General features: G+C 43.6%; 15 protein-coding genes. 1 reads left to right on the top strand and 14 read right to left on the bottom strand.

Annotation, left to right across the window (positions count from 1 at the left end):
* Positions 1–57 precede the first annotated feature (57 nt).
* The 12 genes from C505_RS0104115 to C505_RS24710 are packed head-to-tail and all read right to left on the bottom strand — an operon-like array spanning position 58 to position 7,788.
* A complete protein-coding gene (locus C505_RS0104115; protein WP_018691322.1) occupies positions 58–639 on the bottom strand; it encodes a phage tail assembly protein in 582 nt (193 codons plus the stop codon).
* A gap of 53 nt (positions 640–692) precedes the next feature.
* A complete protein-coding gene (locus C505_RS0104110) occupies positions 693–1,199 on the bottom strand; it encodes a phage major tail tube protein (RefSeq protein ID WP_018691321.1) in 507 nt (168 codons plus the stop codon).
* On the bottom strand, positions 1,199–2,413 hold the full coding sequence (locus C505_RS0104105; protein WP_018691320.1) for a phage tail sheath protein: 1,215 nt from the start codon (positions 2,411–2,413) through the stop codon (positions 1,199–1,201). Before C505_RS0104105 ends, C505_RS0104110 begins: the two co-directional genes overlap by 1 nt.
* Positions 2,414–2,444: 31 nt before the next feature.
* Positions 2,445–2,762 (bottom strand): phage tail assembly chaperone, encoded by a 318-nt coding sequence (locus C505_RS0104100; protein ID WP_018691319.1) that lies wholly within the window; start codon positions 2,760–2,762, stop codon positions 2,445–2,447.
* An 18-nt stretch (positions 2,763–2,780) separates the two neighbouring features.
* The gene (locus C505_RS0104095; protein WP_018691318.1) at positions 2,781–3,677 is read right to left on the bottom strand and encodes a hypothetical protein; all 897 of its coding nucleotides are present in this window, start codon (positions 3,675–3,677) and stop codon (positions 2,781–2,783) included.
* Positions 3,674–4,213: a phage tail-collar fiber domain-containing protein gene (locus C505_RS0104090; RefSeq protein ID WP_018691317.1), complete on the bottom strand. Its 540-nt coding sequence runs from the start codon at positions 4,211–4,213 to the stop codon at positions 3,674–3,676. Before C505_RS0104090 ends, C505_RS0104095 begins: the two co-directional genes overlap by 4 nt.
* Positions 4,214–4,224: 11 nt before the next feature.
* Entirely contained in the window at positions 4,225–4,866 is a 642-nt protein-coding gene (locus C505_RS21365) for a phage tail protein I (protein ID WP_018691316.1), read from the bottom strand.
* A complete protein-coding gene (locus tag C505_RS0104080; RefSeq protein WP_018691315.1) occupies positions 4,856–5,848 on the bottom strand; it encodes a baseplate J/gp47 family protein in 993 nt (330 codons plus the stop codon). The genes C505_RS21365 and C505_RS0104080 overlap by 11 nt, the downstream gene beginning before the upstream one ends.
* Positions 5,845–6,177: a phage baseplate protein gene (locus C505_RS0104075; protein WP_018691314.1), complete on the bottom strand. Its 333-nt coding sequence runs from the start codon at positions 6,175–6,177 to the stop codon at positions 5,845–5,847. Before C505_RS0104075 ends, C505_RS0104080 begins: the two co-directional genes overlap by 4 nt.
* 11 nt (positions 6,178–6,188) lie before the next feature.
* Positions 6,189–6,827, bottom strand: a complete 639-nt coding sequence (locus C505_RS23450) for a phage baseplate assembly protein V (protein ID WP_018691313.1) — start codon at positions 6,825–6,827, stop codon at positions 6,189–6,191.
* Positions 6,820–7,338, bottom strand: coding sequence for a hypothetical protein (locus C505_RS0104065; protein WP_018691312.1), 519 nt, complete (start codon positions 7,336–7,338; stop codon positions 6,820–6,822). The genes C505_RS23450 and C505_RS0104065 overlap by 8 nt, the downstream gene beginning before the upstream one ends.
* 24 nt (positions 7,339–7,362) lie before the next feature.
* Positions 7,363–7,788, bottom strand: coding sequence for a hypothetical protein (locus C505_RS24710; protein ID WP_245556329.1), 426 nt, complete (start codon positions 7,786–7,788; stop codon positions 7,363–7,365).
* Positions 7,789–8,060: 272 nt separating this feature from the next.
* On the opposite strand from C505_RS24710, the gene C505_RS0104055 reads away from it, so the two are divergent.
* A complete protein-coding gene (locus C505_RS0104055) occupies positions 8,061–8,687 on the top strand; it encodes a bacteriophage antitermination protein Q (RefSeq protein ID WP_018691310.1) in 627 nt (208 codons plus the stop codon).
* A gap of 181 nt (positions 8,688–8,868) precedes the next feature.
* Here C505_RS0104055 and C505_RS0104050 read toward each other — a convergent pair whose 3' ends face one another.
* Together C505_RS0104050 and C505_RS0104045 are read right to left on the bottom strand one after the other, a co-directional pair.
* Complete coding sequence (locus tag C505_RS0104050; protein WP_018691309.1) at positions 8,869–11,997, bottom strand: efflux RND transporter permease subunit; 3,129 nt, start codon at positions 11,995–11,997, stop codon at positions 8,869–8,871.
* Between the two features lie 92 nt (positions 11,998–12,089).
* Positions 12,090–15,227, bottom strand: a complete 3,138-nt coding sequence (locus C505_RS0104045) for an efflux RND transporter permease subunit (protein ID WP_018691308.1) — start codon at positions 15,225–15,227, stop codon at positions 12,090–12,092.
* Between the last annotated feature and the right edge of the window lie 3 nt (positions 15,228–15,230).

Raw genomic sequence — 15,230 nt, 5'->3', positions numbered from 1 at the left:
CTTTATCCATACGCCAAGAAAGAATTTCTTGCTCTGTCACATGATAAACCAGTGGGATCACATCGGTGAGTTGCTCAATATCTGTGGGCGAAAATAATCCGCCGTTTTGTGCAAAAAATCATGGATCCGTCCCTGAAGTGCATTCCAGTCTGGTGCGCTTAACCTATCCAGTTCACTGGGACTGAGACCAGAGCAACTCGCAGTAATGAATCGACTTTTCTGCTCATCATCCGTTTGAGCTAGCATCACATCTGTGGTTGCGACCGTTGGCATCGTCAGTTGGATTGACGAGATTGTCTGGCCATTATCTCCTAAAATCGGTAATAACAATTGGGGAATGTCTGGCTCATAAGCGGTATCAAGTTTCGCAAAGAAATAGGCACTCTCTTTTGTCACCATTGAAGAGAGTTGTTGGCACAGATAATTCCAATCCGGTACTTTCAGCTGCTGTACTTCTTTCTCATTGAGTCCACATGACAGTTGCGCGAAACGAGCAAATGCAGTCCGCTCATCGGGCTCATCAGCCACTGCTTTAGCATGCTCTCCATGGGAGATTAAGTGCAGGGTAACCGCTGATTTTTTCTGACCATCTTCCCCTGTAATTGGCCAGTGGAGTTGATAAACTTCCGGTGTATACATTCGATTTTTCCTTAAAAAAAAAGCCGTCGATGACGGCTTGCTTGATTTGAAAATTAAGCGAGTCCAACATTGCGCCGATGCGCAGCCATAAGGTCCCCCTGACCTAAATCTATTTTCTGCGTTTTTGTGTTGATATCATAAATGACACTGCCATTTTCTGTTTTGAGATAAGCCATCAAAGAACCCGCCAAGGTGAGCGCAGGTTGATTTCCCATCTTGACGACATCTTCCTTCATGCTGGTGATCTCACCTGATAAGCTGTAATGGATCGCATAAATCTGACCATCTTTGTCTTGCTCAGACGTTTTTATATCCACCTGGCACACTTCCCCTTGTTGCAAACCATATGCAGCGAGCAACCCAGCAGTGGCACCTTTCACCTTGAGTGAATAAGTCAGTTTTTCCATTCCAACCATGACTTCATCAGGAATAAATTTTCCTCCTCTTGCCACAGCCATTGTTTTTTTCACTTCCGGTGGGGTGAACTCTTCAACCTCAGCCATCAGAGGATATTGATTCACTGTTGCGGTGAGTAACTTTCGTTGACGCTGTCCAGCCATTACAAAACCTCCTCCATGAGATCATCAATTTGTTTGTCCGATGCATTGATATGGAAAACCATGTGCTCATTGGGTGAATAGCGACCATAATCAATGACGATATACCACGAGCCATTTTTATACCTTTCTGATGTGTTTAAAGTTGGGTGAAGATAAACTTCACCATCAGGAATGACTTCAGCAGCAACAAGATCTTGTAAAAACAGGTTAATCTTTCGGATTTCCTGTTCCATAAATCGTTTCGTGAGTTGCTGGGACATCACCTGCTGGCTGACCCACTCCAACTTTCTGGCAATGGCATCCTCTAAGCCAACAAAAGAGATAAACTTCCCAGACATGCTTCGGTTCCCAATGAGGCGAAATCCTCCCATATTTGTCTTGGCAAAATAACTGACACCATGCTGGTTGAACTGATGCCCTTCTGTATTCTTGTCGAGAATATTGTATTCAACAACTCGGGAAACACCTTGGATCGGGACACTTTGATTCCCTGGAGAAACCCAAGGGGACACGCTCGCAACAGTACCCGTGGCAATTGTGGATGGATAAACATCAGCTTGTTCTTCCGAATTGGATGAAAGGTAAGGCTTTGGTGCAACAAGATATACACGGTCATAGCCTGGATCCGACACATCAAACTGAGTTGTATAGTGAATTGGATCCTCATCCGGTGCATCCGCAATGACCCGACAACGAAGACGCTTCGCTATGCTGACCAACTTATCCAGCACTTCTTTGTGATGGCTATATCCTGGCACTGCAATTAATGTAGGTGTTTGTGCACATTCAACAATGGCTTCAATCCCTGTTCTTTTCCCTGTGCTATCCACTTTGCCGATAATATTGTCTAATGTTGTATTTGCAGACTGATCTGTGCCTGCTCCATCATCTGTATCGCCACTGCTGGTTGTATTTTCATTTGTAGTGCCACCCCCTTCATCAACAACAATAAAGTACTGCGGTATCTGAGTTTGCTTCAAAGTTTGTAGTGCTGCAGGGTATCCAGTACCTGATGTACTTCCTGTTTTAAACAACAGCGCAGCATCAGCCATATTACGAACCAGAAATGGTGTATTCAATACAATACTTGCGTCTTTTCCTGGTGCGGTCACGACCCAAGCAATCACATGCTCGCCTGGAGGTCCTAAGGGTGTCGGACCTTCCTCTGTTGTTATCGTGATCCCATTGTGTTCAAATTGGGCAATGTCTGACATACCTTATTCCTTTTTTGCTGTGTCGTTTCCTTCATTGATACGATGGATCCGTATCAACTCGTGTTGGCCAGGCAAATCCTTCTGGGTCTTCCTGATAACATTGGGGAACTTGCCTGAGTTGTTGTCGGTAAGTGATGACTTGCGACTTTTGTGCTTCAGATAAAGGTGAATCCGGCAACAGTTGCCAATCTGTCATTGCAATCAGTTGATCTCGCTTTGCCCTAATCTCTCGAAGCTGCTTGGCTTGAATCGCTTGTTGAATGACTGTATCTGGCAATCCACATTCTTTTAGATAACTGATGGAGCAGTTTTGATAAATACGTCCATTGTATGTAAGTTGTTCAATCATATGGTCTTTCTTCCTTGTTTATACAACTAGAATCATGCGATCTTCTGAAGCAGGTGTTGCAAGTAATGTAGACGTTAAATCTTTCCCGCTATTGAATGCCTCGATAAAATGGCACACTTTTTCAGTGTCACTGCTTTTATCAAATGAATTATCATTCCCAACAAAGCTCATGATGGCGCCTTGATCTGACCATGACCGCAACCCAATCAAGCCAGCGCTTTTCGATGATTGAAACCATTGCTGATTATCCACAAGATTGAAATCACACTTCTGTGCTTGAATATTGACCATCCCCAAACGATTACCTTGGAAATAGACCAAACAGTCATAAATATCAGCTTTGCATTCTCTCAACTTTATCGCAGTCGACCCCGGCTCATCCGAGTTTTCATCAATCAAAAATATCCCATGCCCATAAGGTGCAGCAAAGCCGCCTAAGGGCTTTTGCTTCAGTTGAACGGAGTTACAAACAATACTTGAGCCAGCACGAATATAGAATGTATTGATCATGACACCCCGATCGCCATCTTGGTAATTCGTCTTACGCTTTGCTTCAAAGACTGAGCTTTGTATATCAGCACCTTGTATCATAAGGCCACAGCCAGCGGGAATGGAGACTACTTTGTTTAAATAACAGGTGGTATTTTCGGGGATCTCCAGTTGTACAAATTGATGACCGGAACGATAAGCCTCCACCAGCTTGTCATATACATCTTCCTGATCATGTGCAGTGACCACCTTATCCGGCTTTGATAATGTACCAAGATACTTTCGATTTGCTTGTGTTTGGAAGTTTTGAAATTCTGTTTCTGCCAACAAAACTCGAGCGTTGATTTTATCAATGGTCTGCTCAACAGTCGCAGTGAGGCTTTCACAGCTTTGGATCACTTCCGCAAGTCGTTGCTCTATCGTCATTGTTTCTCCTTGAATACGATATTTTCCAATTGTTGAAGACGCTGAAACATGACAAGCTGGCGATGCATTTGTGCAATATGCGTTTGTGCTAATGTCGCCAATTCATGGGTCAGCATCAGGTTGAGATTTTCAGTTCCAAGCGTGATAGTCACGCTATCAGTGGGAAGGGCAGATATATCTAATGTCAGTTTTTGTATCCAGCTACTGTGCGCTGATTTATAGGTAAACAGTGTATCTGGCGCAGAGTAAACCGCGACTAAAATACCGGAATCAAGATAGATTCCGATCTCTCGAACTTCATACGCCTGATCGCCTGAGAACTTCGCACCCAATCGGATTTGTGTTGCACTCAGCTGCTCATAATCCACAATCGCAACCCGTTGTTGTTCATCTCGTAACCGCGTTTGGTCAGCATGGGGAAGGTAACTTTGACATCCAGCACCAATATGGGTGAATGCAGCCTTGAACCCTGCGTTTTTAGCACTGAGTACAGCCGCCAGGCCCGCATGGGTCCAGATCATGGTTGGTTCTGTCATCCTTGAGTCTCCTATGGAAGGTCATGAATTGAAATACAATGTGCCGCAGCAGTGACAAGCGCTGAACAATCGAAGTTCGGTGTTGGGAAACACACGCTTAAACGCAACTCACTTTCCACAACGGCTGGATGGCAGCTCCCTGCGACATGCAATACAGAAGAAGCACCCAATGCGAAATTGAGTTCAAATACATCTCGCTCACTTTTGATTTCTTGAATGTGCTGAAAAAGTTGCTGATGGATATGTTTCGCAGCTTCAGCGCTTTGTAAAGGTTCATTTTGCTTTGACCAGGCAATGAGTTCACAATGAAAGGGGCGCCCTTCTGGCTTCATCTCATACCAAGGTATCATGTGAACAAAATAACCAAATGCATCAAAGATCCAGCGAATGCTCCTTTTTGTACCAGCAATCCGGGGAAGTGCCCATGCGATTGCAATTCGCTCGCGCATTACTTCCTCATTTAAACCGTCTTCCCATAACAACCCTCCGCGATCCTGGGCAAGGTAGGGCAATAATCGCGTGGCAGTTTGTTGCGGTGAAAGCAATCTGGGGTAAGGATGTTTATCATCTTGAAGCATGTCGTAAAATGCCAGTTCGATAGCACGTTCAAGTGGGCTGTGGTTATCAGGCAAAACGCTATATTTATGGATCATCTCGAACCTCCAATTGAATGGAGTCACACCATAGTGCTTGTTGATGTGTCGCCTTAAGCCCGTTCGCAGGTGAGATCAGTATGACACGCTTCGCCCCTGACTCATGCAAGACGTGATATAGCATACCCAGTTCGATACAGCCACCGAGTTGATGTTGCGCTGCTGCATAAGCTTTTAATTTCTTAATTGCCCGCTCGTAAAGGATCGATTTATCCGGTCCTTTTACAACATACATGACGGCTTGGATTTGATACGAAATAATCTCAGGTTCGCGAATGATCACTTTATCGGTGAGTGGCCCGATATCTTCCTGTGAAAAATACATCTGCGCTTGATTCAGTAGTGTTGGATCGGGTATACCGTTACCCGAATTAGCCAAAAGCGTAATCGCGACTTCACCCGGTCCTGATTGCATGACTGCTGCATCTTTGATTTTCGCTGCCATACTCTTCTCAGGAAACGAGTGGGTGATCACGACTGTGTTTGCGTCAGGTGAAGTCACTGAAATATCCGGTCGTACACCCAGAGTCAGCGCATGATAACGATAACTTTGTGCAGGTCCTGCCTGACTCATTTGATACGGGGCCAGAAAATAACGCTCCCTGAGCTGATCATCTGATTCCATCACTGGCTCAATCGGGGGTGTTACATCGGGATCACCAGACTGAACCACCTGCCTTTCCAAACCAAACTCGGCTGCTTTCATATCCAGAAATGGGCCGTTCGCCCAATTCGCAAACATTTGCGCTGCATTTCTGTTCACTTCCCTTTGATGGGATTGCATCAACACAACACAAGTTTCGATAAGCTTGGTCAGTACTTCAGCTTCATTCTCAAGAGTTTCTTGAACAGCCTGGGCAATGGATGGCTCAGTCTCAGCAATATGACCAATTAATGTTTCTTTAAAGTGATTGAGTTGAGATTCGAATGGGAGAATGGAAATAGCCTCTGGGGGTGGTAATTGGTTCATCTTTGCATTCATAGATCCACCTCCAGAGAATAGATTCTTGCGTGCCACTTCCCTTCAATACGCAGATGGAAACCATGCATATGCCTTGTTGCCTGACAACGCAGTGGAAAAAAGTCCAGTAGGCCATTTTGTGGTTCATAAAATGCGGCGATGATCGACGATTGTATATCGATACATTGCTGTGCATTCTGGTTTTTCCCTAACGATGCAGGTAAATTGCTCCCGAAGCAGCGTCGTTTTTCCCGACTCCCTCGTGTTGTTGTCAGTACTTGCTGGATCCTTGATACGAGCTGAGTCAGCCCATCAATTGTGTGTCCCGTTTGACGATCAATCCCTATCATCCTGTTTCTTCCTATTGGCTCATGGGTGGTGGTGTTGTCGCTGTGCCCGGATAAACACCGCCATGTTGATGTGACTCAAAAATTGTTCTATCCATCGCCATTGAACGTTTTTGATCAAATACGTCTTTTTCAGCTTGAATTGTGCCGGAGCAAGTTATCTTTGGCGCATCTAAATGAATGTGCTTTGCACCAGACATGACAATTTCACCTTGTGGAACATGAAGCTGTAGCCGATGCTGTTGATGATCATAAGTGACTGTCGATCCATCTGGATAGATCCGCCGATGTAAATGCTGACCGATTTGCTCCGGTGGATAAGTCTCGCTGAAGATCCCGAATAGTGCGACTGACTGACAACTGTTATCTCCTCCTGCAAAATTCAGGATCAGGCAGCGTTCTCCCTGACTCGGACAACGAAACTCTCTGATTTCCCCTGCACTTGGCGCAAACCAGTGGATCCAAGGCGTCCGATTGGCGCCATGCTGAACTCGTACTTTCGCTTGAGTAACATCAACTGCATGGCAGTAGCCTGCTCGAATGAGGCTTCGCTGACAGCGTTGAATGGCTTCGATTTGCTCAGTGAGTTGGGTGATCAAATCTTGATAAGGTAAGAGCGCTTCCTGAAGATAACGCTGAAAAAATTCATCCATGTCTAAGCCTCCGATAAAGGCTAGCATCATCTGGATCTGATGGTCGAATTGCAAGCCAAACATCGTCTAGATTGTCTTCTTGATCGAGCATTGGTGGGCCAATATGGAACGACTGTTCAAATCGTAAAAGCATCCCTTCAAATCCGGGCAACACTTCGTGACGTCCATAATTGATGCACTCTGGGAGACAGCAAAGATCCTGTGATAACCCCCAGTCTTGATGAATCAATTCACCAGAAATCTGTTGAATGAGCCGTCGCAGGTTTTGTGCTGCTCTCGGCACCTCACGATTTTGGATCAGCGCTAGCTGGAACCCGAAAGCCCAGCGCTCACGGCCATCCCAATTCACTCCCGCTCGATAGCTGGTTTGGTGCACAATCGACAACATGGGCTTGCGGCTATTGAAATCAAATAATGCTGGAGAAATAATAACCGAACATTCTTCTTCCAGCTTTTCCTGAAGATACTGTTGCATCAAGGAAAGTATTTCGTGGGGTGATCCAATATCCATTGATACGTTCTCCTTTGTTGTTCGTTATGATGGGATGTCTTTCGTGTGTTGTTGGTTTAACAACTGAAAGATTTGTGTATTTTGTGTCTCAAGCCTTTCAAGCATTCTCTCTAATGGTGCAATGGTTTGCTCCAACCTACGATCCATTTCTTGTTTCGTGAGATATTTTTCCGCTGCAACAACCCGCTCATCTGCAACCTGAGCGGTAAGAGAATGAACTTTATTCCATAACATGGACAGGATACCTCCTACAACAATGACTATGAGGGTCAGTAATGCGATCAGTGTATTGAGATCCATAGCTTTTAACCCATACGTTTTTGACGACAATATCGAGTCGTCTACAAGAAAAAGTAATTGATGATTCAAATGCTGAGTGATTGGTTTAATGCAAGCGTGGTTATCGAGAGGACAACTCAAGAAATAGTTGTCGTATGATGCAGAAACCATAACAAACCCCGGGTCAGGAAGTCAATTAAAAATCTGCATATAGTAAGAATGCTTATTTGAGCAACCTCCGTAAACAGCTAGTTAACCAACCGTATAACATGATCATTTTACCAACACCTTGAATTATTTCTTGCATCTAAATCTTATTATATGCAGAATTTGCCTATCTATTTGTCTATTAAGTTCGGTACAGATAGGTAATGGGTAATTCACGTGGAAAGTTTTCAACTTGTCACACGGGACTTTAGGTTTCTACATGAAATGGATTGCATATGAAAACTGAAAGTTATCACGAACATCAATTAGAGTGGGTACGAGAGCGGGTACTACAAGCTTTTCGTATTTCTTCAACTTATCGAACATGGTTGTCTGATCCAAGCTCGAGGCTCAATGTATGTTACTCACCATCATCCAAAATAAACGGCACACATCGCCAGTTACATATAAAAGAAAAACACTTTCAAAGGAGTACACTGCCAATTTCTCTTCAGGCTTTTGAGGATAAGAAGGTTTCACAATGGGTCTACCATCTCCCTTGTGAACAACAATGCTGGATCCGTTATGCGTATACAAGCGACTTCACCTGGGAAGATGAAGTCAGCATTGTGCGATCACTTTGGAAAATCTATTCATCAAAAAAGCAACGGATACAGCAGAAAACAAGAGAAAAACTGAAGGGCCTCGCCTATCTCTGTGTACAGGACTATAAATATCTCAAAAACCGCGGCAAACCAAAATATAAGCCAGCCAAAATTAGAGAGCTGCTCTCTGTCAAAGAAAGTAACTGGCGTCGAGACTGGTTACCTCGGTGGCAACGTATGCAGAGTATTCTCGCTGCCATTGATACCCAAGCACTGAGTACACTGCTTGGGAATTTTGAGAATATGCAGAAACACTAGCGGGCTGTTATTTTACGAAACAGTTGATTTTTCAAAGCAGCTCCTTCTTCTAGCTGCAGCATTGGGCTACACCTTCTCGATACGTGCATTGCAAGAATCCAACGTTCGAAGGACAAGTCCAATGCGCTTGAGACTGATGTTCACAGGGAAAACGTTGGCTTCTCTTTCATCAATACGTTGCTCAAGAAGCAACCTCTGTGTGCTGCGATACAAATAATCGTCGTCCAAGTTGACGAATATCATCCAATAGCAAATACAGACATGGGATCAATACCAGCGTGATCACCGTGGAAAATAGAATACCGAATGCCAATGAAACTGCCATTGGGATCACAAATTTCGCCTGAAGACTTGTTTCCATCATGATAGGGGCTAATCCGATAAACGTTGTCAAAGATGTCAATATAATTGCCCTGAATCGGGCGCCGCCCGCTTCAATCACAGCATCACGGATCGCAAGTCCTTCTGCACGACGTTGATTCACATAATCCACCAATACCAAGGAATCATTCACAACAACGCCAATCGCAGCGATGATCCCAAAAATCGAGAACATACTCAGATCCATCCCAAGAATTAGGTGTCCCAAGATTGCACCTACAACACCAAACGGAATCGCAGACATCACGATCAACGGTTGACTATACGACTTCAATGGGATGGCAAGTAACGCATAAATAGCGAGAAAGACCATCAACATATTACGCAGGCTACGCAGCAACTCTTCCTGTTCGTCTTTCAATTTTCCATCTACTTTTGTTGCAACATCAGGAAACTGCTTGAGCAGTTTCGGGATCACCTGAGAGCGAATATCCTGAGCGAGTTTAAATGGTTCCTGCTGCGTTTTATCCACAGATGCAGAAATATAAACGGTTCGCTTGCCGGCTTCTCGACGGATCCGACCGATACCCGGTTTTAGCGTCAGCTCAGCTAGCTCGGAGAGTGGGACTTGCTCGCCATTAGGTACTCGGATCACCATATCATCCAGCTTGCTGATGGCATCACGCTCCTGCTTTGGATAGCGAAGCATGACTTTAACTTCCTCTCCGTCACGTAATATCCGCTGTGCTTCCATCCCATAAAAACTGGCACTCATTTGTCGCGCAATGTCTCGCTCTGTGAGTCCAACACTATTCGCAAAAGGCTTTAAATCAATTTGCACTTCTTGTGTATTGCGACTAAGACTGTCTTCCAAATCACCAACCCCCTGATATTCACCAAGTGCTTGCTTTAAGAGCACCGTTGCCTGGGCAAGCTGCAACTCATTATCACTCACAAGCCGGAATCCAATATCTTTTCGTCTTCCCTCTCCCCCCATCACGCTATCAATCACTTGAATCGACTGCATACCCGGGATTACTGGCATCTCATCCCGCCACCGGCTCGCGATGACAAAGGTATCAATGGGGTATGTATTGATGTTATTGAGTTGGATCCTAAATTTTGCACCATTGCGCCCACGTTTATAATAGAAATAAGACTTGATTGGACTATAGCCAAACTCCTCAACCAGATCTTTTTCAACCTTGAGGATCACATTTTCTATTGCAAGAATGGCGTCTATTGTTGCTTCATCGGTTGCCTCCTCCTTCATGCTCAGCACGATGCTTGGAAAGTCATGTGGAATCTTCGGCATGCCAACAAATCGCAATAAGCCACCAAAATATAAGGCCATACATAGCATGATCATCACCCCAAAAAATGAGAAAACAGCATATCGATACTCAATTGCAAGGGCTAAAAAAGGCTGATAGCGTTTTTGGATCAAGTTTTTTAAATGTTGATCAAATTTACTGCGCATACGAACAAGCGGATGATTGGGGTCCTCTTTACGTGCTTTCATTTGTGCCAAATGTGCAGGAAGGATCAGCTTAGACTCAACCAATGAAAACAATAGGCAGAGGACAACGACCACAGAAATCGAATATTGCATGCTAGAGTCAGGGCCATCCCCAAAAAGCATCGGGAAAAAAGCCACAACAGTCGTTAATATCCCAAATACGGTCGGTACAGCAACCCGCTTCACCCCTCTGATCACTGGTTGTGTACCGTAACCTGACTTTTCGATTTCTGATGCTGCACTTTCCCCAATCACAATAGCATCATCAACGACGATCCCAAGCACCAAAATAAAACCAAATAAGCTGGTGAGATTCACCGTCACACTGATCCAACTGGTTGGCATCAACATGAGTGTCCCGAAAAAGCAAATCGGAAGTCCCATCATCACCCAAAAGGCAAGTCGCACACGAAGAAAGAGAGCCAAGATAAGAAAAACCAGAACCGCACCAGAAAGCAGGTTCTCCATCATCATATCCAGACGACCTTTGAGGTAATACGTGATATCTAACCATTGTGTGGCTTTTACCCCTTCAGGCAGTTCATGCTGATGCGTTTCAAGGTATTGCTTTACCTGATCAGCGATTTTGACAGAATCTTGATCTTCATAACCATTGACAGAAATGCTGACCGCATTTTCTCCATCAAACCGAACAAAATGCTTCCAGTCTTCGAAGCCATCCACAACGGTCGCAACATCACTGAGCAGGATCTGACTCCCATCTTCTCGGCTAAGAGCCGGGATCATCTCAAAGGTCTGCTGATCCATGGCTAAGTTTTCTATGCGAACATTGACATAACCATTGTCAGTTTTCACATTTCCCGCGGATGCATTCGTTGAAAAGTTTCGAATCGCTTGTGCAACTTGGGAGAAGGTTAAACCATACTCACGAAGCTTATCCTTTTGGATCTCAATACTTATCTCATAATCCGGCCCACTCCAGTAGGAAATAGGCGCTCCAGTTAATTGCCTCAAATCATCAACAATTTTTTGGCCTGTTTTCTTCAACGTACGAAAATCGGCATTTCCATGCACAGCAATATCGATGACATCTTCCATATGCTTAATTTGAGTAATTTCAGGCTTTTCCATCCCATCAGGCAGGTTTGAAATCGCATCAATTTGTGCTTTCACTTCATTCGTTACTTCCGTAAGATCTTGGTCTTGCTCCACAGTAATGTTGAACCACACCCAACCACGACGCGTAAAAGCCACCACACGTTCCAAGCCTTTGACACTCTCCAAAGCACTTTCAAACTTCTTGATAATTCCTTCTTCGATCTCTTGTGGTGAAGCCCCCGGATAATTTACCTCAATTTCAATCTTCTTTTCCGTTGCGGGCGGAAACGACCTTTTTTGAATTGTGAAGGAGGTTGCAAGACCAGAGACGATAATAAATATCATCAATAAGTTCGCTGCGACAGGATTACGTGCAAACCAGGCGATGATTCCTTTCGATGTATCTTGCATCAAGGCTTCCTCAGAGTGAATTAGACAAATAAAATTAATCCAAAACAAACATAAAGAAAAGGGCGCTTAACGCGCCCTTTCTGAAATTTAACTTAAACATTGAGGACTTGCCCTGTCCCTTCATGTCGTTCCTTTCTAGCAAAAAGTCCCTTTATGTCTGCCAATATCATGTATAAACAGGGTATGAGTATCAATGTCACAAAAGTTGAAAACAAGATACCAAATGCAAGAGAAACAGCCATAGGAATGACCATCTGTGCTTGCACACTCGTCTCAAAAATAATTGGTACTAAACCTAAGAAAGTCGTCAACGATGTCAAAATAATCGCTCTAAATCTCGCTCCACCAGCTTCGATCACTGCAAATTTCATCGTTTTGCCTTCTTTCAATGATTGATTCACATAATCAACCAATACCAAAGAGTCATTGACAACAACCCCCACAGCAGCAACAACGCCAAACAATGAGAATAGGCTCATATCCATCCCTAAGAATAAATGCCCCATCATGGCACCAACAACACCAAAAGGTATCGCGGACATAACAATAAATGGCTGTGAATATGACTTTAACGGGATTGCTAAAAGTGCATAGATCATCAAAATCACCATCAGGAGTTGCTTTAATGTTTTCATGAGCTCCTTTTGCTCATCTTGTATTTTCCCTTTGAGTGATGTTTTGACTTCCGGAAATTGCGCCAGTAGTTGAGGTATATAATCCGTTTGAACTTCATCGATTAGCTTAAACGCATCAGCCTGGGTTTTATCTATTGAGGCTTGAATAGATACAATGCGATGGTTTTGTTCACGATGAATGGACCCAATACCAGACTGAGAATGTAGCTCAACAAGATCAGAAAGAGGCACTAATCCAGAGGATGGGGTGTTAATCACAATGTCGTCGATTTGACTGAGCGACTCTCGCTGTGACTTTGGATAGCGAAGCATCACTTTGATCTCATCACCCGCTCTCAAGATGCGTTGCACTTCGATACCATAAAAGCTACCACCCATTTGTGCAGCAATACTTTCATTGGTCATTCCCATACTCTCTGCTAATGGCTTTAACTCAACCATCACTTCGTCTGCAGCCGAAGTTAAACTGTCTTTGATATCTCCAATTCCTTTATATGAAGCAAGCTGTTTCTTAAAGACATTCGTCGCATCCATGAGCTGCTGCTCGTTATCACTCATAAGCATAAAGTACAAGTCACTTCCACCTTGGCCATTACCACCAAACATCGTGTCATGCACCTCGATAGATTTGACGCCGGGGATGCTAGGAAATGCATCTCTCCATCTTGACGTTACTGCAAAGACATCGATTGGATAGGTATCATGTGGCTTTAATTTTACAGTGATTTGTGCACTTGTCCTGCCTTGCAAATAGGTCATTTTCGATGCGATCACACCATCCCCAAATTCTTTTTGAAGACCTATATCCACCTGTTCAATCGCTTTCTCAACCCGTTTAATTGCTTTAATCGTATCTTCTTCAGAGGATTTTTCTTGCATCGTGACAACGATATTTGGGAAATCTTCTGGTATCTTAGGCATACCCACAAAACGCATTGTATCCCCTAAGAAAATCCCTGCTGCACACATTAAAATAACCACAAATGATGCCATGACAGAATAACGTGCATAGATTAATCTTTCCAAAAATGGCTGATAGATATTCGCAATAAATTGCTTCAAGCCATTATCAATAAAGGTTCGGATCTTAAATAGAAAATTCTGCGGGTTTTCAGGCCTGACTTTCATGTGCGCTAAATGGGCAGGAAGAATAAATTTTGATTCAACCAAAGAGAACAGCAAACATAAGACAACAACAGATGCCACTGACTTTCCAAATGCACTCATTTGGCCATCCGAAAACATCATGGGTAAAAATGCAACGACGGTTGTTAAAACCCCAAAAATGGTCGGTACAGCAACCCTTTTGACACCCTGGATCACTCGATCGACACCTTGCCCATGTTTCTCTATTTCTGATGCGGCGCTCTCACCGATAACAATCGCATCATCGACAACAATACCCAGCACGAGAATGAAACCAAACAAGCTCAGCATATTTAAAGAAATACTGACCCATTCTGTTGGTAACAGCATCATGGTTCCTAGAAAACTAATCGGAAGTCCCATGATGACCCAAAAAGCAAGCCGTACTCTCAAGAATAAAGAGAGGATAACAAACACAAGTAACGCACCACTCACCATATTCTCAAGCATGAGATCAAGCCGTCCTTGAAGATAAAAAGTCGTATCAACAACAGGTGATATTGAAATACCATCTGGTAATTTATCTTCATTTTCGGCTAAATATTTTTTTACCTGATCCGCAATAGTGACTGAGTTTTGATCATTGTAAGCGCGGACAGCCATACCTACACTATTATGATTATCATAATTAAAGAAATGTAAATGTTCTTCAAAGCCATCCGAAATAGATGCAATATCTTTGAGCTGGATTTGACTCCCATCTTCTGCAGTTAATACAGGCAAAGCACCGTAATCGGCACCTTCTTTTGCCATGTTCTCCATTCTTACATTGACATAACCATTATCTGTCTTGATGGACCCCGCTGAAGTATTTGTAGAAAATCGACGAATTTTGTCAGCTATATCAGATAAGGATAAGTTGTATTCTCGTAATTTTTCTTTATCTATTTCGATAGAAATTTCGTAAGCAGGCCCCCCCCAAAACTGGACACTTGCACCTGTCATTTGGCGGATGTCATCAGATACTTGTTTGCCTGTATCTTTCAGTAGCTTAAAGTCTACATCTCCAGAAACCGTCAGCATCATCACCATTTCATGAAACTCAACACGCGTGACTGTTGGTTTTTCCATCCCTTTGGGGAAGTTGGTAATTGCATCAACTTTCGCCTTGATTTCATTCGTCATTTCAACCAAGTCCTGATTGTGCTCAAGCTCAACAGTTGCTGAAAGAGAACCACGACTTGAAGTCGTTCTGATGTTTTTGATCCCTTTGACATTTTCTAAGGCATTCTCGATTGGCTTCGCAATACCTTCTTCAACTTCTTTAGACGCTGCCCCTGGATAATTTGCTGAAATAGATACCATTTTTAATTCAAAAGGTGGTAGGAGGCGTTTTTGAATACTCAATGCACTAAATAGGCCTGCCACGATAATAAACAACATGAGTAAATTCGCAGCAATAGGATTGTGGGCAAACCATGCGATCACCCCTTTTTGAGACGACTGCATGGA

Source organism: Algicola sagamiensis DSM 14643, from assembly GCF_000374485.1.
Lineage (GTDB): Bacteria > Pseudomonadota > Gammaproteobacteria > Enterobacterales > Alteromonadaceae > Algicola > Algicola sagamiensis.
This window is presented reverse-complemented; position numbering and strand designations above follow the sequence as displayed.